General features: G+C 57.0%; 16 protein-coding genes. 11 read left to right on the top strand and 5 right to left on the bottom strand.

The annotated features are described in order from the left end of the window. Positions 1 to 103 precede the first annotated feature (103 nt). Positions 104 to 895, bottom strand: coding sequence for a PhzF family phenazine biosynthesis protein (locus ACK5JN_RS08825; RefSeq protein ID WP_416869817.1), 792 nt, complete (start codon positions 893 to 895; stop codon positions 104 to 106). A 75-nt stretch (positions 896 to 970) separates the two neighbouring features. Beyond that, positions 971 to 2,089: an aspartate-semialdehyde dehydrogenase gene (asd, locus tag ACK5JN_RS08820; protein WP_416869816.1), complete on the bottom strand. Its 1,119-nt coding sequence runs from the start codon at positions 2,087 to 2,089 to the stop codon at positions 971 to 973. A 405-nt stretch (positions 2,090 to 2,494) separates the two neighbouring features. On the opposite strand from asd, the gene rstB reads away from it, so the two are divergent. Both rstB and tus read left to right on the top strand, forming a co-directional pair. Continuing rightward, positions 2,495 to 3,796, top strand: coding sequence for a two-component system sensor histidine kinase RstB (rstB, locus tag ACK5JN_RS08815; protein WP_416869815.1), 1,302 nt, complete (start codon positions 2,495 to 2,497; stop codon positions 3,794 to 3,796). A gap of 80 nt (positions 3,797 to 3,876) precedes the next feature. Beyond that, positions 3,877 to 4,809 (top strand): DNA replication terminus site-binding protein, encoded by a 933-nt coding sequence (tus, locus tag ACK5JN_RS08810; RefSeq protein ID WP_416869814.1) that lies wholly within the window; start codon positions 3,877 to 3,879, stop codon positions 4,807 to 4,809. Here tus and fumC read toward each other — a convergent pair. Both fumC and fumA read right to left on the bottom strand, forming a co-directional pair. Continuing rightward, entirely contained in the window at positions 4,806 to 6,209 is a 1,404-nt protein-coding gene (gene fumC, locus ACK5JN_RS08805) for a class II fumarate hydratase (protein ID WP_416869813.1), read from the bottom strand. The genes tus and fumC overlap by 4 nt on opposite strands. A 101-nt stretch (positions 6,210 to 6,310) precedes the next feature. Next, positions 6,311 to 7,957, bottom strand: a complete 1,647-nt coding sequence (gene fumA / locus ACK5JN_RS08800) for a class I fumarate hydratase FumA (RefSeq protein WP_416869812.1) — start codon at positions 7,955 to 7,957, stop codon at positions 6,311 to 6,313. A gap of 199 nt (positions 7,958 to 8,156) precedes the next feature. On the opposite strand from fumA, the gene manA reads away from it, so the two are divergent. Further along, positions 8,157 to 9,335, top strand: a complete 1,179-nt coding sequence (gene manA, locus ACK5JN_RS08795) for a mannose-6-phosphate isomerase (protein ID WP_416869811.1) — start codon at positions 8,157 to 8,159, stop codon at positions 9,333 to 9,335. A gap of 98 nt (positions 9,336 to 9,433) precedes the next feature. Further along, a complete protein-coding gene (locus tag ACK5JN_RS08790; RefSeq protein WP_416869810.1) occupies positions 9,434 to 10,945 on the top strand; it encodes a YdgA family protein in 1,512 nt (503 codons plus the stop codon). 49 nt (positions 10,946 to 10,994) lie between these two features. Here ACK5JN_RS08790 and ACK5JN_RS08785 read toward each other — a convergent pair whose 3' ends face one another. Next, positions 10,995 to 12,023 (bottom strand): Mal regulon transcriptional regulator MalI, encoded by a 1,029-nt coding sequence (locus ACK5JN_RS08785; RefSeq protein ID WP_416869809.1) that lies wholly within the window; start codon positions 12,021 to 12,023, stop codon positions 10,995 to 10,997. 176 nt (positions 12,024 to 12,199) lie between these two features. Between ACK5JN_RS08785 and malX the strand changes: the two genes are divergently transcribed. The 7 genes from malX to ACK5JN_RS08750 all read left to right on the top strand — a co-directional run bounded on the left by malX (position 12,200) and on the right by ACK5JN_RS08750 (position 20,348). Then, positions 12,200 to 13,792, top strand: a complete 1,593-nt coding sequence (gene malX, locus ACK5JN_RS08780) for a maltose/glucose-specific PTS transporter subunit IIBC (RefSeq protein WP_416869808.1) — start codon at positions 12,200 to 12,202, stop codon at positions 13,790 to 13,792. Between the two features lie 66 nt (positions 13,793 to 13,858). Next, the gene (locus tag ACK5JN_RS08775; protein WP_416869807.1) at positions 13,859 to 15,031 is read left to right on the top strand and encodes a MalY/PatB family protein; all 1,173 of its coding nucleotides are present in this window, start codon (positions 13,859 to 13,861) and stop codon (positions 15,029 to 15,031) included. A gap of 260 nt (positions 15,032 to 15,291) precedes the next feature. Continuing rightward, the gene (locus ACK5JN_RS08770; protein WP_416869806.1) at positions 15,292 to 15,699 is read left to right on the top strand and encodes a spore coat U domain-containing protein; all 408 of its coding nucleotides are present in this window, start codon (positions 15,292 to 15,294) and stop codon (positions 15,697 to 15,699) included. A gap of 22 nt (positions 15,700 to 15,721) precedes the next feature. Then, positions 15,722 to 16,438 (top strand): molecular chaperone, encoded by a 717-nt coding sequence (locus ACK5JN_RS08765; RefSeq protein ID WP_416869805.1) that lies wholly within the window; start codon positions 15,722 to 15,724, stop codon positions 16,436 to 16,438. Beyond that, the gene (locus tag ACK5JN_RS08760; RefSeq protein ID WP_416869804.1) at positions 16,404 to 18,746 is read left to right on the top strand and encodes a fimbria/pilus outer membrane usher protein; all 2,343 of its coding nucleotides are present in this window, start codon (positions 16,404 to 16,406) and stop codon (positions 18,744 to 18,746) included. The genes ACK5JN_RS08765 and ACK5JN_RS08760 overlap by 35 nt, the downstream gene beginning before the upstream one ends. Continuing rightward, positions 18,737 to 19,687: a spore coat protein U domain-containing protein gene (locus tag ACK5JN_RS08755; RefSeq protein ID WP_416869803.1), complete on the top strand. Its 951-nt coding sequence runs from the start codon at positions 18,737 to 18,739 to the stop codon at positions 19,685 to 19,687. The genes ACK5JN_RS08760 and ACK5JN_RS08755 overlap by 10 nt, the downstream gene beginning before the upstream one ends. A 100-nt stretch (positions 19,688 to 19,787) precedes the next feature. Continuing rightward, positions 19,788 to 20,348, top strand: coding sequence for a nucleotidyltransferase family protein (locus tag ACK5JN_RS08750; RefSeq protein WP_416869802.1), 561 nt, complete (start codon positions 19,788 to 19,790; stop codon positions 20,346 to 20,348). Positions 20,349 to 20,392 lie beyond the last annotated feature (44 nt).

Here is a 20,392-nt window from a genome sequence, read left to right as displayed (position 1 = left end):
TAAAATTTAAAATTAACGTTTCATTAGCATCAAATGCGATCTTCTTAAGGTTATCTTAATATTCGCATCTTTCGCGAAAAAAGACGGCATGATGCTGGTTTTTCTAGCGCAGCAGCACCTTGCCGACCAGATACGTGGTGGCCTGCCCGCCAATATACACGCGCCCACCTTCTAGCCGGCAGCGTAAATCCCCACCTCGTTCTGCACCCTGATGGGCCAGCATCCGTGTTTTTTGCAGTTTTTCCGCCCAGTAGGGAATCAGCATGCTATGCGTAGAGCCGGTGACCGGGTCTTCCGGTACCGCGTCACCAGGACAGAATACGCGGCTGACAAAATCATATTCCCCATCACCGGGCGCGGTAACGCAAACCATTTTTCCCAACGGGATCATCGCGTTGATATCAGGTTGTAGCGCCGCTATCTGTTGCTGATTGTCCATCACCACCAGATAATCACGTGCAAGGCGTACCTCCCTGAAGGCGGTGATGCCTAAGGCTTCCAGCAACAGTGGCGGCGGTGTTACCGGCTCAGCGTGCCATGCGGGAAAATCCAGCGTCATCCATTCACCGCTGCGCGTTACCGTTAGCGGGCCAACGAAGCGGGTCGCAAAATGAATAATGCTGCCCGCGTAATTAAGATGTTCAAAAATGACGTGCGCGGCGGCGAGAGTGGCATGACCGCACAGGTTGATTTCGCCCAGAGAGGTAAACCAGCGCAGCTCAAAACCATTATCTTTAACGATAAAAAAAGCGGTTTCTGACTGATTATGCTGCTTCGCCATTTTTAATAGCGTCTCATCTGGCAACCACTCTTCCAGAGGGCAGACCGCCGCAGCATTACCACCGAACGTGGTACAACTGAAAGCATCCACCAGATAAAAATCAATTTCTTGCATTAAATCACACCTATCCTTTTTCTCGGTAAAACCAGCACCTGCATCACAGGTGCTGTTATAACCTCAATGAGGTATTTAAATTCTATTAAGCAGAATATTAAGCATCCGCCGTAAGGGCTCCGCCGCGCCCCATAACAGCTGGTCGCCAACCGTCAACACAGAGTATATGGGTTCACCGTTGAGCGCCATTTTCTTATAGCGCCCGATACCGACCTGAAGCGAGCCACTAATATTAGCAGGGGTCAACTGATTAACCGTGTCCTGCTTATTATTCGGCACATAATTAACCCACGGGTGCGAGTCCGTCACCAACCGCGCAAATTCTTCCTCACTCACTTCACGTTTGAGTTTTAGCGTAATTGCGGCACTATGGCACCGAATAACGCCAACCCGGATGCATAAGCCATTAACCGGAATGGTTCCCTGCGGAAGCCCCAGAATTTTATTTGTTTCGGCTTCGCCCTTCCATTCTTCCCGGCTATTACCATCGTTTAAGTCACTATCGATCCAGGGAATAATACTGCCCATTAACGGCGCGCCGAAGCTGTCCGTTGGCATACCCGGGCTGCGAATCAGCTCGCTGACCTTATCGACTAATGGCAGCACCGACCCGGAATGCTCCAGTTCCGCATCGGATAAATGCCTGCTGATATAGGCACTTTGGGCGATCAGTTCCCGAACCTGCTTTGCACCCGCCCCGGATGCGGACTGGTAGGTCATCACGCTCATCCATTCGATGAGATCGGCTTTTATCAAACCGGCCAGCCCCATCAGGCTTAAGGTAATAGAACAATTCCCACCAACATAAAGTTTAACGCCATCGTTTATCGCGCGGTCGATATTCTCACGATTAACCGGGTCGAGAATAATACAAGCGCGGTCATCCATCCGTAGCGCGGAGGCAGCATCGATCCAGTACCCATTCCAGCCATGTTCAATTAACGCAGGGTACATTGCTTTCGTATAATCTCCGCCCTGACAGGTTATGATAATATCCATCCCGGCCAGGGCTTCAATGGAATACGCATCTTTCAGTATAAAGCGAGTACCATCGATAACGGGCCCGACCTCACCCGCGCTTGAGGTACTAAAAAAGCTGGCAGTAATATGATGAAAATCCGCTTCATCGATCATCCGCTGAAGCAAAACAGAACCCACCATCCCACGCCAACCAATAATGCCAACCTGCTTCATTTTTTAACCTTATTTACGTTACAGAGATGTTAATGCTGGTAATAAGTTATATCCAGTCAACGGCTCGCTGTCATCAAAAAACATCACCAGTAGCGCTATAATTAGAATGTTTAATAACGGGTTAGCGAAAGTAATGGGTTATCCCCCAGCCGGCATAAAATAATAAAAGACAGAGCGATTAAAAAACGTTCGCTTTATTTTTATACTCTGCCGTGATTATCTTCAGCCCAGGCGGCAGGCAAAATCAGACATCAGAATGCGAAAAGGGTTTATGCGGTATACTCTGCCAGGAGACGTGCGCTGGGCGGCAGCGCTAAACCGCCGCTCACCTCGGACATCAGCGGGTACCATGGTGATCAGCACAAAAAGGCATTAGCTAACATATTGAAAGTTCGGTGGTTTTAAATGAAAAAGCTGTTTGTGCAGTTTTACCTGTTGCTGTTTGTCTGCTTTCTGGTCATGACCATGCTGGTCGGGCTGGTCTACAAATTTACCGCCGAGCGCGCGGGCCGTCAGTCGCTTGATGATCTGATGAAAAGCTCGCTGTATTTGATGCGCAGTGAGCTGCGCGAAATTCCGCCGTGCAACTGGAGTAAAACGCTCAACGAGCTGGATCTGAATCTGTCGTTCGACCTGCGTATTGAGCCACTCAGCAAATTCCAGCTGGGTGATAGCGCCATGCAGCACCTGCGCGCAGGCGATATCGTCGCACTTGACGATGAATATACCTTTATTCAGCGCATTCCTCGCAGCCACTATGTATTGGCCGTAGGGCCGATCCCCTATCTCTACTTTATGCACGAGATGCGCCTGCTGGATATTGCGCTGATGGCGTTTATCGCCATTTCGCTGGCCTTCCCGGTGTTTATCTGGATGCGCCCGCACTGGCAGGACATGCTGCGTCTGGAGAACGCCGCCCAGCGCTTCGGCGATGGGCATCTCGGTGAGCGTATCCACTTTGACAGCCTATCGAGCTTTGAACGGCTGGGCGTCGCGTTTAACCAGATGGCCGATAATATCAACGCGCTGATCGCCAGCAAAAAGCAGCTGATCGACGGCATTGCGCATGAGCTACGTACGCCGCTGGTGCGCTTACGCTACCGGCTGGAGATGAGCGAGAATCTGACCGCGGCCGAATCGCAGGCGCTGAATCGCGAAATCGGCCAGCTTGAAGCGCTGATTGAAGAACTGCTAACCTACGCCCGCCTCGATCGCCCGCAAACCGAGCTGTCGCTTACCACGCCCGACCTCCCCGGCTGGATTGCCGCGCACGTTGAAGATGTGCAGGCGGTGAACCCGCAGCGCGACATCACGCTGAATCAGCTGACGCCCGGCGACTATGGCGCGCTGGATATGCGCTTGATGGAGCGCGTGCTTGATAACCTGATTAATAACGCGATGCGCTACAGCCAGACGAAAATCCAGGTGAGCCTGACGCGGAACGGCAGCCTGGCCTGCCTGGAAGTTGAGGATGATGGTCCCGGCATCGCGGCCGACGAACGCGAGCGCGTTTTCGAGCCGTTTGTGCGCCTTGACCCCAGCCGCGACCGTGCCACGGGCGGCTGCGGCCTCGGCCTGGCGATCGTCCACTCCATCGCCACCGCGATGGGCGGCCACGCAAGCTGCGACACCAGCCCGCTGGGCGGCGCGCGTTTCCGCTTGCAGTGGCCCATCTACCACCACATCTCCCTGCCCGCGGCTAGCTGACCGCGGTTTGCACGGTGCCGCATCCTGGCTTATAGTGTGAAGACAAAGTATGTTGTAACTAAAAAGGCAGGGCAATCACTATGACCAGCTACGATCTTGTTGAACGGTTAACCGATACCTTTCGCCAGCTTGAACGCCACCTCGCCGAGCTGCGTAATGAGCTTTCGGCATGTCGGCTGCTCACGGCGCGCATTTTCGTGCTGCCGGAGGTGCGTAAAGAATCCGAGCATGCCCCGCTATCGCAGATTCAGGTGGAGCAACACCTCGGGCAAACGGCCTTCGCCATGGCGCTTCAACACTTCAGCCACCTGTTTATCCAGCAGCAGTCGGAAAACCGCAGCAGTAAGGCGGCGGTGCGTCTGCCCGGCGCGATCTGTCTCCAGGCCAGCAGCGAGCAGCACGACGCGGTAAACGCGCGCGTACAGCAGATTAACTGTTTGAAGGCAGAACTGGAGCAGATCATCACCGTGGATTCCGGCCTGCCGCCGGTGGCCCGCTTTGAGTGGGTGCATCGCTATATTCCCGGGCTAATTACGCTCAACGCCTACCGCTCGCTCGCCCTGCTCTCCGACCCCAGCACCATCCGTTTTGGCTGGGCCAATAAGCATATTATCAAAAACCTGACCCGCGACGAGGTGCTGGCACAGCTGGAAAAAAGCCTGAAATCGCCCCGCGCCGTGCCGCCCTGGACCCGTGAGCAGTGGCAGGCGCGTCTGGAGCGCGAGTATCAGGATATTGCCGCCCTGCCGCAGCAGGCCAGGCTGAAGATTAAGCGCCCGGTGAAGGTACAGCCGATTGCCCGCGTATGGTACGCGGGCGAACAAAAGCAGGTGCAGTATGCCTGCCCCAGCCCGCTGATCGCCATCGTCTCCGGGCGCGACGGCGTCAGCGTGCCGGATCTCGGCGAGCTGCTGAACTACGATGCCGATAACGTCCAGTATCGGCATAAACCGCAGGCGCAGCCGCTACGCTTGATTATCCCGCGCCTGCACCTGTGGCTGGCCACGGATTAAGCCTTGCCCGGCAGGCTGCCGACCATCTCCTGCGGGCGCACCCAACGGTCGAACTCTTCGGCGCTGAGATAGCCTAACGCCAGCGCCGCGTTTTTCAACGTCAGCCCCTCTTTGTGCGCTTTTTTGGCAATTTCAGCCGCCTTATCGTAGCCGATATGGGTATTGAGCGCGGTCACCAGCATCAACGATTCGTTAAGCAACTGGTCGATGCGGGCGCGGTTCGGCTCGATACCTACCGCGCAGTGCTCGCTGAAGCTTTCCATCCCGTCCGCCAGCAGACGCACCGATTGCAGGACGTTATGAATAATCATCGGCCGGTACACGTTCAGCTCAAAGTTGCCCGACGCCCCCCCCATATTTACCGCCACATCGTTGCCCATCACCTGACAGCAGAGCATGGTCATGGCCTCACACTGGGTTGGGTTAACCTTCCCCGGCATGATCGATGAGCCGGGTTCGTTTTCCGGAATCGACAACTCGCCGATTCCGCAGCGCGGGCCGGAGGCCAGCCAGCGCACATCGTTGGCGATTTTCATCAGCGACGCCGCCAGACCTTTCAACACACCGTGGGCATGCACCAGCGCATCGCAAGTGGCCAACGCTTCAAACTTGTTCGGCGCGGTAACAAACGGTTGGCGGGTCAGCGTTGCCAGCTCTTGCGCCACCCGCACCGCATATTCCGGATGCGTATTCAGCCCGGTCCCCACCGCCGTACCGCCCAGCGCCAGCTCGCTCAAATGCGGCAGACTCTGTTCCAGATGGCGGCGATTATGTTCCAGCATCGCCACCCAGCCGGAAAACTCCTGGCCCAAAGTAAGCGGCGTGGCATCCTGAAGATGGGTGCGGCCGATTTTGACAATATCGCCAAAACGCTCAGACTTCTCACGCAGCGTTTTCTGTAACACCGCCAACTGCGGCAGCAAATGCTCGCGCAGCGCGATCACCGCCGCCACGTGCATCGCCGTCGGGAACACATCGTTAGAGCTTTGGCTTTTGTTGACGTCGTCGTTGGGGTGCACTAATCGCGACATCCCGCGCTCGCCGCCCAACAGCTCGCTGGCGCGGTTGGCCAGCACTTCGTTCATGTTCATGTTGCTCTGCGTGCCCGACCCGGTTTGCCAGATCGCCAGCGGGAACTCATCCGGGTGCTGGTTGTTCAGCACCTCATCCGCCGCCGCAATAATGGCGCCGGCTTTGTCGGCCTTCAGCAGGCCTAAATCCTGGTTTACCTTAGCCGCCGCGCGCTTGGTCAGCGCCAGGGCATGGATCAGCGAAAGCGGCATTTTCTCGGTGGAGATACGAAAATGCTCGAGGGAGCGCTGGGTTTGCGCCCCCCACAGTTTATCGGCTGGCACCTCGATAGGCCCCATAGAATCGCTTTCGCGGCGTGACGTTGTCATTACTTTCTCCTTGAATTCAAAGTGATTGTGAACTGACAGTGCTCAGGCAGGCTAAGATAAGTATGGTGCAAATAAAAACCGCCCCGAAGGGCGGTAAAAGATTACTTCACGCAGCGGGCGCACTGTGACGCCTGAATCTGCTGGAAGAAGTCGTTTCCTTTGTCATCCACCAGGATGAACGCCGGGAAGTCTTCCACTTCAATTTTCCAGATAGCTTCCATCCCCAGCTCCGGGTACTCAACGCACTCGAGGCTCTTGATGCTGCTTTGCGCCAGCACCGCCGCCGGGCCGCCGATGCTGCCGAGGTAGAAACCGCCGTGCTTGTGGCAAGCGTCGGTCACCTGCTGGCTACGGTTGCCTTTTGCCAGCATGATCATGCTGCCGCCTTCCGACTGCAGCTGATCGACGTAGGAGTCCATACGCCCTGCGGTGGTCGGGCCGAGGGAGCCAGAGGCATAACCTTCCGGAGTCTTCGCCGGGCCCGCGTAGTAGATCGGGTGATCTTTAATGTACTGCGGCAGGCCTTCGCCTTTGTCCATCCGCTCTTTCAGCTTGGCGTGGGCAATGTCGCGCCCGACGATGATCGTGCCGCTGAGCGACAGACGCGTCGAGACCGGATACTGCGACAGCTGTTTGAGGATCTCGCTCATCGGACGATTGAGGTCAACCTTCACCGCTTCACCTTCACCGGCTTTACGCAGCGATTCCGGGATATATTTACCCGGGTTGCTCTCCAGCTTCTCGATCCAGATACCGTGGCGGTTAATTTTGGCCTTGATGTTACGGTCGGCCGAGCAGGAAACGCCCATCCCCACCGGGCAGGACGCGCCGTGACGCGGCAGGCGCACCACGCGAATATCGTGGGCGAAGTATTTACCGCCAAACTGTGCGCCAAGCCCCAGGTTCTGCGCCTCTTCCAGCAGTTCCTTTTCCAGCTGGACATCACGGAACGCCTGACCGTGCTCGTTACCTTCGGTCGGCAACCCATCATAGTATTTGGTCGAGGCCAGCTTGACGGTTTTCAGCGTGGCTTCAGCGGACGTGCCGCCAATCACAAACGCAATGTGGTACGGCGGACAGGCCGCGGTGCCCAGGGTACGCATCTTCTCCACCAGGTAGTTTTTCAGCTTCGCCGGGGTGATCAGCGCCTTGGTTTCCTGGTACAGATAGGTTTTGTTCGCCGAGCCGCCACCTTTCGCGATGCACAGGAATTTGTATTCATCGCCGTCCACGCTGTAAAGGTCAATCTGCGCCGGCAGGTTGGTGCCGGTGTTGACCTCTTTGTACATATCCAGCGGGGCGTTCTGCGAATAGCGCAGGTTGTCTTCGATAAAGGTGTCGTAGACGCCGCGCGCCAGCGCCGCTTCATCGCCGCCGCCGGTCCAGACGCGCTGGCCCTTCTTGCCCATAATAATGGCGGTGCCGGTGTCCTGGCAGGTGGGCAGAATGCCTTTTGCCGCGATGTCGGAGTTACGCAGGAACTGCAGTGCCACGTACTTGTCGTTTTCGCTGGCTTCCGGGTCGTTCAGGATGTCGGCCACCTGCTGCTGGTGCGCGGGGCGGAGCATAAAGGAGGCGTCGTGGAAGGCATGTTTGGCGAGAAGCGTCAGCGCTTGCGGGGCAACTTTGAGGACTTCCTGCCCTTCAAATTCTGCGACGGAAACGTAGTCGTTACTCAACAGATAATATTCGGTTTCGTCCTTTTTTAACGGAAAAGGATCCTGATAATAAAAAGGTTTATTCGACATTGTGCTCTCACTTACTGCTTTGATGATGTGGTGAAGGGCAGTCTATCCATTTGCCCAGGTTAAAAGCGAGTTACCCTATCGTACACAATTTTTTAACAAAAACTGAGACTAGTACGACTTTTTATTTCTTGAGGATACGACAGCGCATTTTTTTGCTTTAATACGTCGCAAAGAATCCACATTGAAACAGGGCTTGATAATGCAAAAACTCATCAACTCAGTGCAAAACTATGCCTGGGGCAGCAAAACTGCGTTAACGGAACTCTACGGAATGGCCAATCCTGACGGTCTGCCCATGGCGGAACTGTGGATGGGCGCGCACCCGAAAAGCAGCTCAAAGATAACCGATAGCGAAGGATCCGTACATTCACTGCGTGAGGTAATTGATGCCGACAAGGTCGCGCTGCTGGGCGAAAACGTCGCCGCGCGTTTTGGCGAGCTCCCTTACCTGTTCAAGGTGCTTTGCGCCGCGCAGCCGCTCTCTATTCAGGTGCATCCGAGCAAAACGGCCGCGGAAGTCGGTTTTGCCAAAGAAAACGCGGCGGGTATCCCGCTGGACGCGGCCGAGCGTAACTACAAAGATCCGAATCACAAGCCGGAGCTGGTTTTTGCCCTGACGCCGTTCCTGGCAATGAACGCCTTCCGCGAGTTCGCTGACATCGCGGCGCTGCTCGCGCCGGTGGCCGACGCCAGTCCGCTGATCGGCCAGTTTATCGCCGAGCCGACCAGCGAACGCCTCAGCGCCCTCTTCGCCGGGCTGCTGAATATGCAGGGCGAAGAAAAAGCCCACGCTCTGCGCGTGCTGCGAAGCGCGCTGGAAACTCAGCAAGGCGACGCCTGGGAAGCTATCCGCCTGATTGCCGAGTTCTATCCGGACGATAGCGGCCTGTTCTCCCCGCTGCTGCTGAACATCGTGAAGCTGAACCCGGGCGATGCAATGTTCCTGTTCGCCGAAACCCCGCACGCCTATCTGCGCGGCACCGGTCTGGAAGTGATGGCCAACTCCGACAACGTGCTGCGCGCGGGCCTGACGCCGAAATACATTGATATCCCGGAACTGGTCGCCAACGTGAAATTCACCGCCAAACCGGCCAACGAACTGCTCACCCAGCCCGCACAGCGCGGCGCCGAGCTGGATTTCCCGATCCCGGTCGATGATTTTGCCTTCTCCCTGCACGACCTGGCCGCTGAAGAGGCCAGCCTCGCCCAGGACGGCGCGGCCATTGTCTTCTGCGTCGACGGCGAGTCGGTGCTGAGCAAAAACGACCAGCGTCTGGTGCTAAAACCGGGTGAATCTGCGTTCGTGGCCGCCAATGAGTCGCCTGTGCAGGTGAGCGGCAGCGGCCGTTTAGCGCGTGTATATAATAAGTTAAAGTAAATACTGAAGTTTGTGGACAGGCTTGCTACTCTTTGACATAGCCTTATGACTTAACTAGGCGGCCTTATCGCCTGGTTTCATTTTTATGGACAAATACGATGAAAAAAACGCGGGTTGCTGCAGGTGTCATTGTCGCTTTAGGGGTTATCTGGACAGCGGGATCCTGGTACACGGGTAAACAGCTTGAATCACGTATCGCCGAAATGGTGGCGCAGGCCAACGCGCAGCTGAAGCTGAACGCGCCGGAAGCGGGCCTTGAACTGAGCTACCAGGATTACCAGCGCGGCGTGTTCAGCAGCCAGCTGAAAATGGTCGTCAAACCGCTGGCCGGGGCGCAAAACTCATGGCTGAAGCCGGGCCAGAGCGTGCTGCTGGACGAAAACGTCAGCCACGGTCCTTTCCCGCTGGCGTCGCTGAAATCCTTCAACCTGGTCCCGGCGATGGCATCGGTTAACACGGTGCTGGTTAACAATGACGTCACCAAACCGCTGTTTGATATCGCCAAAGGGCAGTCGCCGTTTGATATCAACACCCGTATTAGCTACAACGGCGATACCGCCTCCGCCATCTCGCTTAAGCCGCTGGATTACGAAAAAGAGACCGATAAGGTGACCTTTAGCGGCGGTGAGTTCCTGCTCTCTGCCGACAGCCAGGGCAGCCTGGTGTCACTGACCGGTGAAGCGAAAAGCGGCCAGGTGAACGCGGTGAACGAATACGATCAGAAAGTGCAGTTCACTTTCAACGATCTGAAAACCGACGGTTCCAGCAAGCTCACCACCTTTGATGAGCGCATCGGTGACCAGAACCTGAGCGTCGAGCGACTCGCCATTGCCGTGGAAGGAAAAGAGCTGGCTGAACTGAACGGTATGCGTATTGCCGGTAAGTCCGAGCTGACCGCCGACGGCAAAAAGATCAACAGCCAGTTAGACTACACGCTCAACAGCCTGAAGCTGCAAAATAAAGATTTCGGCAGCGGCCAGCTGACGCTGAAAGTTGACGGCATTGACGGCGTGGCGATGCACCAGTTCAGCCAGCAGTATCAGGCGAAAACGCAAGCGCTGATGGCACAGCCGGATCTGGCACAGAATCCGGAAGTCTACCAGCAGAAAGCGGTGGATGCCCTGTTCAGCTCGCTGCCGCTGTTGCTGAAAGGCGACCCTGTTGTGACACTGTCACCGCTGAGCTGGAAAAACGCGAAAGGCGAAAGTTCGCTGAACCTGTCGCTGGCGCTGAAAGATCCGGCGCAGGCCACCGGCGAAGCGCAGACGCTGGCGCAGCAGGTTGACCGCGGCGTGAAGTCGCTGGACGCGAAGCTCGTCATTCCGACCGACATGGCCACCGAACTGATGACTCAGGTCGCCCAGCTGGAAGGTTATCAGCAGGATGAAGCGGCTAAACTGGCCAAACAGCAGGTACAGGGGCTGGCGGCGATGGGCCAGATGTTCCGCCTCACCACCACGCAGGATGACGCTATCACCAGCAGCCTGCAGTACGCCGCAGGTCAGGTCACGCTGAACGGGCAGAAAATGCCGCTAGAGGATTTCGTCGGTATGTTCGGGATCCCTACGCTGGCCGATCCGGAAGCACCGGCTATCGTACCGGCACCGTAATCGTCAGTCATTCTCGCAAATGACAAGCCCCTCGATGAGGGGCTTTTTGTTATTTCCGCGCCACCAGCCGCGGCGGCATAATCAGATTCCGCGCCGCCCCCTGACCGGTATCAATACGCTGTAAAATACGCTCGGCCACGCTGTGGCCCATTTCCCGCGCGGGGGTAGTGACCCAGGTCAGCGGGACGTCGTCCAGCGCCGCTTCCGGCACGTCCGCAAATGCCGCCAGCGCCACGCGCTGTTCAAAATAGCTCTCGACGCTGTCTTCCCCGCTCTGCCTACCCGCGCGCATCAGGCCGAACCACGCCCCCATGGCTATCACGCTGTTGTAGCACAGCACCGCCGAAATGGTCGGGTTATGGCGCAGCAGGCCGGTAATGGCTTCCGCCGCCTGTTTCTGGCTGGACTCGCACTCCAGCACCCAATCGCTGTGAAACGGCAGGCCGTACTTGATGAGCGTGGCGCAGTAGCCGCCTACCCGCTCCGCGCGCGTCAGCGACGAACTTTGCCCGCCTAGCCAGGCAATACGCTGATGACCGCGACGAATCAGATGCTCGGTCACCAGTTGGGCGGCCTGCATATTGTCCGGGCGAATAATATCCACCTCGTCGAGATAGCTTGCGCGCGAGGCAAACACCAGCGGCGTGCCGGTTTCCGTCGCCTTCGCCCGTAGCTCCGCCGCCCGATCGACCGAACCGGCAATGACTACGCCGTCGACCCCCTGTGAGACCAGGGCATCGAAGCGCTGGAGCATCTGCTCGCCGCGTTTGCCGCCCTGGGTGAGAAAGACCATTTTGCCCTGTGACTCCAGCGCCGCGGTCATGCCCGCCGTAAGCTCCGCATAAAACGGCGATGAGAGGTCGCCGACAATCAGGCCAATCACTCCCGTTTGCCCACCGCGCAACGACACCGCCTGGCGGTTACGCACAAATCCCAGCTGATCAATCGCCTGATACACCCGCTCGCCCGTTGCCGACGAGATTCGCCCCTTGCCGCTCAGGACCAGCGAGACGGTGCTGACAGAGACGCCTGCCGCCAGCGCAACATCGTTAATGGTGACTTTCTTTGCAATCGCCATAGCTCCTGCGCGACTCCTTCTGCTTACGAGATAAAACGTTTTATCAATGGATATACTTTATAAACTGTATTATCACTTGCTTTTGTGATTTGTTTCTCACTAAAAAATGGTAAAACGTTTTATCTTCCTGTCCCGTGATTCAAAGAAACCCTTTTTTCAGGATAAGGAGTCGTTTCATGACGGCAAAAACCGCACCCAAAGTCACCCTCTGGGAGTTCTTCCAGCAGCTTGGCAAAACCTTTATGCTGCCGGTTGCGCTGCTCTCCTTCTGTGGGATTATGCTCGGCATCGGCAGCTCATTAAGCAGCCATGACGTCATTACGCTGCTGCCCTGGCTCGATACGCCGTTCCTGCAGGCGCTCTTTATCTGGATGAGTAAAGTCGGTTCGTTCGCCTTTAGCTTCCTGCCGGTGATGTTCTGTATCGCCATCCCACTGGGGCTGGCCCGCGATAATAAAGGCGTTGCCGCCTTCGCCGGTTTCGTCGGCTACGCGGTCATGAACCTGGCCGTTAACTTCTGGCTGACGGCGAAAGGCATTCTGCCCACCACCGACGCGGCGATTCTGAAAGCCAATAACATTCAGAATATTATCGGCATTCAATCTATCGACACCGGGATCCTCGGCGCGGTCATCTGCGGGATCATCGTGTGGATGCTGCATGAACGCTTCCACACCATCCGTCTGCCGGACGCGCTGGCCTTCTTCGGCGGCACCCGCTTCGTGCCGATTATCACCACCGTCGTACTGGGCCTGGTCGGTCTGGCAATTCCGCTGGTGTGGCCGATTTTCGCCATGGGCATCAACGCGCTGGGTCACGTGATCAACAGCGCCGGCGACTTTGGCCCGATGATTTTTGGTACCGGCGAACGCCTGCTGCTGCCGTTCGGTCTGCACCATATTCTGGTGGCGCTGATTCGCTTTACCGAAGCGGGCGGCACCATGGACGTCTGCGGTCACAGCGTCAGCGGCGCGCTGACTATTTTCCAGGCGCAGCTGAGCTGCCCGACGACGCACGGCTTCTCCGAAAGCGCGACGCGCTTCCTGTCACAGGGCAAAATGCCGGCCTTCCTCGGCGGCATGCCGGGCGCCGCGCTGGCGATGTACCACTGTGCGCGTCCAGAGAACCGTCATAAAATTAAAGGGCTGCTGATTTCCGGCGTTATCGCCTGCGTGGTCGGCGGCACCACCGAACCGCTGGAATTCCTGTTCCTGTTCGTGGCGCCGGTGCTGTACGTCATTCACGCGCTGCTGACCGGTCTGGGCTTCACCATGATGGCGATTCTGGGCGTCACCATCGGCAACACCGACGGCAATATCATCGACTTCGTGGTGTTCGGTATCCTGCACGGTCTGTCTACCAAGTGGTATCTGGTACCGGTGGTTGCGGCGGTCTGGTTTGCCGTGTACTACGCGATTTTCCGCTTCGCTATCGTGCGCTTTAACATCAAAACCCCGGGTCGCGATATCGACACCGCGCCGGCCGCGGAGCAGGCCACAAGCGGTGTGACCGGTAAATCTGGCTACAACGTGCCGGCAATCCTGGCGGCACTGGGCGGCGCAGAGAACATCGTTTCACTCGACAACTGCATCACGCGCCTGCGTCTGTCGGTCAGCGATATGGATAAAGTGGATGTCGACACGCTGAAGGCTAACCGTGCCATTGGCGTCGTTAAACTCAATCAGCACAACCTGCAGGTGGTGATTGGCCCGCAGGTACAGTCGGTTAAGGATGAAATGTCGGTACTGATGAATACCGTACAGGCGTAAACCATTTTGCCCCCGTTCGTAACGGGGGCAAACTATCTCACCTCTTCTCTTCGTTAGGATCCTCACATGTTTGATTTCTCAACGGTGATTGACCGGCATGGTACCTGGTGCACGCAGTGGGATTATGTTGCCGACCGTTTCGGCGACGCCGATCTGCTGCCGTTTACCATTTCGGATATGGACTTCGCCACCGCACCCTGCATTCTTGATGCCCTGAGCACGCGTTTATCCCACGGCGTATTTGGCTACAGCCGCTGGAAGAACGACCAGTTTCTTCCCGCCATCGCCCACTGGTACGCCCATCGCTTCCACAGCGCCATCAACACCGAGAGCATCGTTTACGGGCCGTCGGTTATCTACATGGTTGCCGAGATGATCCGCCAATGGTCCAACCCCGGCGACGGTATCGTGGTTCACACTCCGGCCTATGACGCGTTCTTTAAAACGATTGAAGGCAACCAGCGTCAGGTCGTCGGCGTTGCGCTGGAGAAACAGGACGGTGAATGGTTCTGTGATATGACGAAGCTGGAGGCCGCGCTGGCTCAGCCGCATAACCGCGTGCTGTTACTGTGCAGCCCACAGAACCCGACCGGTAAAGTGTGGACGCGCGAAGAGCTACAGACCATGGCCGCCCTGTGTGCGAAGCATGATGTACGGGTGATTAGCGATGAGATCCATATGGACATGACCTGGGGCGAGCATCAGCACATTCCGTGGTGCGACGTGGCGCAAGGGCCGTGGGCGCTGTTCACTTCGGGCTCTAAAAGTTTCAATATTCCCGCCTTTACCGGCGCATATGGGTTGATTGATGACGAAGGCGCGCGCAACGATTACCTCAACGCGCTTAAAAGCCGCGACGGGCTCTCTTCCCCGTCGGTACCGGCGCTGGTCGCCCATATTGCCGCCTATCAGCAAGGCGAACCCTGGCTGGACGCGCTGCGCGACTATTTGCAGGGCAATATGCGCTATATTCAGCAAACCCTGAACGCCGCCTTCCCGGAGCTGCAATGGCAAATGCCTCAGGCCACCTATCTGGCGTGGATTGATTTACGTCCACTACAGATTGACGACCGCCAGCTGCAGGAGGTGCTGATCAAACAGCAGAAAGTAGCGATTATGCCCGGCTATACCTACGGCGAGGAAGGCAACGGATTTATCCGTCTGAACGCGGGCTGCCCGCGCGTGAAGCTGGAACAAGGCGTCGAGCGTCTGACCGCCGCCATACGGACCCTACGCTAGTTCTCACAGCGCAACGTCGCCCGGCGTTGCGCTGCGTTAATGCATTAGTTCTCAACTGTTAATATCAGATCCTGCCATTCACACTTCTTAGACATAGCACAATTACGCAATCTCAGATAATTCCTAATCACTATGCTCCGCCCCCCGTAGTTTCAAGTAAGAAATATTAATAAATTTTTTTAGAGAGTCTTAAAGTGATTAACCGTAAAGCCACTGCCTTAACGTTGACTGCGATTAGCATTTTATTTTCATCTGCCACATTGGCCGATACCACGGAAACGGCTAGCGCCGATATGCACGTCTCCCTGACCGTCGAAAAATCCTGCCAGATTAGCGTCGGTGATATGGATTTTGGTTCACGTGCCAGCGATAGCGGCCAGGCAACGGCAATTAGCCAGGCCAGCGTGGTCTGTACCCATGGCACGGAATACCAGCTCAGCAGCGCCGCTGACCATGACTACGAAATGATGGACGGAAACGGCGATAAAGTGGATTACACCATTTACGGCGATCCCACCGGTACCGACCTTTCTAAAACGCCGGTAGGCAGCACAGGCACCGGTAGCGTTCAGCTGATCCCGATTTACGGCCGCGTCACCGCCGATGCCCTTGCTCAGGCCCCGGCTGGCAGCTATTCCGACTCCGTCACCCTGACCGTCGCCTACTAACCACAACCGAAGGGTGAAACCGATGAAACAGCGACTGATTGGCGCGGCGATCGCTGCCGCTAGCGCTCTGTTGGCCCTGCCTTCAGCGGCGGCTACCCTACAGGTTTATCCGGTCAACATCGGTTTCTGCGCGGGGGAAACCGCGCAGGCCGTTTACGTTAAAAATACCGGCAGCGCGGCGATTGGCGCGCAGATCCGCGCTTATGCCTGGCATCAGCACAATAACCAGGAAGTGCTCAGCGAGACCGAAGATCTGCTGGTCAGCCCGCCGATGACCCACATTCCCGCTGGCCATCAGCAGTTGATTCGCGTGATGGTTCCCACGCCGCCTGCAGGCAGCGAGGAACAGGCCTACCGCCTGGTGGTCGATGAACTGCCCGGCGCCAGTAATATGGCCCCCAAAGATGGCGTGCGCTTTTTACTGCGTTACTCCATTCCGGTGTTCGTTAACTGCAACGCGCAGTCGCCTTCCGCGCAAAACCTGGTCTTTAGCCTCGACCGCTCGGCTCGTCCGGTGATGCTCAAGGTGCGCAATAACGGCGCGCAGCATATTAAGCTCGGCAATATCACCCTGCTCTCCGGCAGCCATCATCAGGCGATGAATCAAGGATTACTGGGGTACGTTTTACCCCACAGTGAAAAGGAATGGCCTTTACCCAACGGAATCAGCAGTGCGTCATCCTTGTCACTTAATTTGAATGATAATGAGCAAAAACAGACCTTCAGCCTTACGCCTTAAAACGCTACCCTTCTGGTTTCTGGTCTGTTTTCACGCACACGCCGCGACTGCTGAGACGCTCTATCTGACCGCCGTCATTAACGGCCAGCCCATTAAGGGTTTTGTGAAGGCCAAAAAAATTGATAATAAGCTAATGATTGCCGCCAGCGATGCCCGCAAGCTGGATATCAAAACCGCGTCGCTGCCCGAGGCGCAAGGCTACGTCGATTTCAGCCCCCAGGATGGACTGAACGTGACGTTCGATCCCCTGAACCAGAGCGTCAATATCGTCGCCAGCCAGCGCTGGCTTGGCCGCGACAGTCTGTTGACCAACGATAACGGTTCACACCTGATTCATTCTGCCCAACTATCGCCGCAGGTGCGCGGCCTGGCCCTGAACTACAACGTGTTTACCGGCCATGAAAACGGCGAACAGGATGCCGCGCTCTCCAGCGAATTTCGCACCTTTGGTCTTGGCCCGGGCTTTTTCTCAACGTCGATGAACACTCAGGACTCCAGCGGGCCGGACGACGCCAAAAACGGTACCCGGCGACTGATGAGCAGCTGGAACTATCAGAACGTCGACAAACTGTTTTCCGTGACGCTCGGCGACAGCTTTACCTCGACGCAAAGCTGGACCCACAGCGTTCGCTTTGGCGGGGTGAGTCTGGCCCACAACTACGCCACGCAGCCCAACTTCAGCACCTCGTCGCAGGATATTCTGACCGACAGCGTCACGCTGCCGTCAACCGTCGATCTGTACGTGCGCGGCATCAAGACCTCTTCGCAAAAGGTCGAACCCGGTCAGTTTACCCTCAATACGGCCCCCATTTTTACCGGCAACGAGGGGGCGCAGGTGGTGATTACCGATATCAACGGCCAGCAGCGGGTGGTTAATCTTGACCTGTACGGCGCCACGCAGCTGCTTTCGGCGGGGCTGACCACCTGGGGCGTTAGCGCGGGTTGGGTGAGAAAAGATTATACGGAACGCTCATTTCGCTACGACAGCCAGCTGGTTGGGGTCGGCGACTGGCGCTACGGGCTGAGTAATAGGGCCACGCTGGAAGCCCACACGGAACAAAGCGCTGCACTGCATAATCAGGGGATGGGCTGGGATTATCTGCTGGCACCTGAGCTGGGCATTATTCACGCCAACGTGGCGAGCGGTCAGTATCGCCAGGACGGTGGGCATCAATGGGGTGCGGGCTGGCAGTGGAACAACCGTCGGCTCAATCTGTCCTTCAACCACTCACAGGCGGACAGCGGCTTTCGCGATATTTCGTCGATTGCCGATAACAGCCTCATCATCCGTGAAGATTCCGCCTTTGCCAGCGTCACCTTCGATGCCCCCGGTACCCTCGGCGTGAGCTGGGTGCGGCAAAATGACGGCGATTCTTCGTCGCAGTATATCGGACTGTCGTGGTCGAAAAGCCTGCCTCATCAGGTAAATCTCTCCTCCAGCATTACCGAAGCGCTGGGCGATGAACGTAATACCACGGTGTACCTGAATTTCAGTATGCCGTTGCATAACCGCAAGGATTATCTGTCGTTGCAAAACAGCCACGATCGCGACGACAACGCCGCTCAGGTCGGCCTGTCGCGCTCGCTGGATTCGAACAAACCGGGCTGGGGCTGGAATCTGTCGGCGCAGAACGGTAAAAACAGCGATCTGCACGCCAGCCTGCAACAGCGTACCAACTGGAGCGACATGGCGCTCGGCATGAATCGGCAGACCCGTGATAACGCCCTGTACGGCTCACTTTCCGGCGCGCTAGGCCTGTTTTCCGGAGATCTCTACGCCACGCGCATGCTGGGCAGCGCCTTTGCTATCGTCGACACGGCGAATGTGCCGGACGTGCCGGTATATCTCGAACATCGCCCGGTAGGCCATACCGATAACCACGGCAAATTGTTCCTCAATAACCTCAACCCCTATCAGGAAAACCGGATTGATATTGATGCGCTCGGGCTGGCAGAGGATTATCGCGCACCCTACACCGAAGAGGTCGTGATCCCGCAAACCGGCCGCGGCGCGCTTGCCCGGTTCAGCATTTATCAAACGCGGGCGGTGCTGCTGACGGTGAAAACGGCCGCGGGTAAAAACGTGCCGTTTTCGGCCCAGGTCAGGGTTGAAACTCGCCGCGGCGAAGCGCCGACGCAGGGAACGCAGCGCACCATCAGCGGCTATGACGGCAAAATCTATCTTGAAGATCCTCCTGCAGGCGGCTGGCTCGACGTGCAGTGGGCATCATCGTCCTGCCGCGTAGCGCTGCCGCAGAAATTTACCTCAACGCATTCACTGGAGACGTTCGACGTACGATGTCAATAAATCGCCTTTTCGGCCTGGCGGCCCTATTATTCACGCTGATGTTAACCCTGAGCCCAGACGCCAGGGCGGCTAACTGCTGGAACGGCAGCCCGGCCGGGTTAAACTTTGGCACCGTTACGCCGGGGCAAAGCAGCGCCACCAGCACCAAACTGCCATTTACCTGCAATAACTACGACGGCCATAGCGAATTTGTCCGCGCCTGCCTGAAACTGATGGCCAACGACCCGATCCCCATGAGCCAGAACGCGCCGTCGACGATGCCGCTCTATTTTTCGCTATATTCCCTTTACGATGTGCATCATCCGCTGAGCCAGAACGGCGACGTCTACGCGCAGATTGATCTGGAACTGGCTGCGGGGCAAGGCAATGTCGAACACGATATCCCGCTGATTGGCAAAATCAACCCCGGGCAGACCAACGTCAGCGCCGGCGATTATTATGATTACGCCACCAGCGTGCAGATAAGCTATGCGTCGGCGACCTCCATGCAGTCGCTGCCTTCATGCAGCGGGCTTTCCGGCACCACCGTGACCGATCAAATTAGCGCCACCGCCACGGTTAAAAACGGCTGCGAGATCGTCAACGTCGACGATCTGGCCTTCGGCAATAAAAGCCCGGTTGAGGGCAGTCAGCTTCAGGCCGATGCGACGGCCAGCATCGCTATCCAGTGCCCTACCGGCACCCGCTACGCGTTAAGCATCGGCGATGGTTTACACCCGGACGGTAGCCAGCGTCGGCTCTGCAACAACGGAGAATGCCTTCGCTACGACCTTTATCAGAATGCCGCCCACACGGTGACCTGGGCACCGGGTAGCCCGCAAAAAGAGTACGCCAGCGACGGGCAGCCACAGCAGGTGGTGGTTTATGGCAAGGTGCCGGCGCAGCAATGGCCTTCGGCGGGGGTTTATACCGACACGGTGGTGGTGACGTTGACCTACTAAGCCGGTGATATCGCTGCTGATGTGCGGCGAAAAGTCTGCTTTCTCCTTTCGCCTTTCCGCGTAATATGGAACCCGCACTGAATTGAGAAAACGCCAGCCCATGAACTATTCGCCAACGCTGCAGACCCTGCTTCTGAACGACGCCCTGAGGATGGAGGCGCTTCTCGCCCTTCGTCATCTTCAACTGCCCGACGGCTGGATTGGCGCTGGATTTGTGCGCGACGCCGTTTGGGCATATCGGCATAAACACCTACGGTCTCCCGTGCCGGCGGACGTGGATGTGGTCTGGTTTGATGATAAGCAGCGCTCTGAAGCGCAGGATCGCGCGCTTGAGGCAGCCCTGAAGCGACTTAGCCCCGCCTTTAACTGGTCGGTAAAAAATCAGGCGCGAATGCACCAGCGCAACGGCGACGCCCCCTATCGCTCAACGGAGGATGCGCTACGTTTCTGGCCCGAAACCGCAACGGCGGTGGCCGTAAGGCTGACGGACAACCATCGTATTGAGACGATAGCGCCCTATGGGCTTGAGGATCTGTTTGAACTGCGGCTACGCCCGACGCCGCGCTTTGAGAGTGAAAAACGCGCGATCTTCTTGCAGCGGGTGGCGGAGAAGCGATGGCTGGAAAGGTATCCTTTGTTACACATTCCTGACAGCGACTAATCGACTTTGCCAGTAAACGGCGCAAATCGCGCCGCTACAAATCG

The organism is Kluyvera sp., from assembly GCF_047971185.1.
GTDB lineage: Bacteria > Pseudomonadota > Gammaproteobacteria > Enterobacterales > Enterobacteriaceae > Kluyvera.
This window is presented reverse-complemented; position numbering and strand designations above follow the sequence as displayed.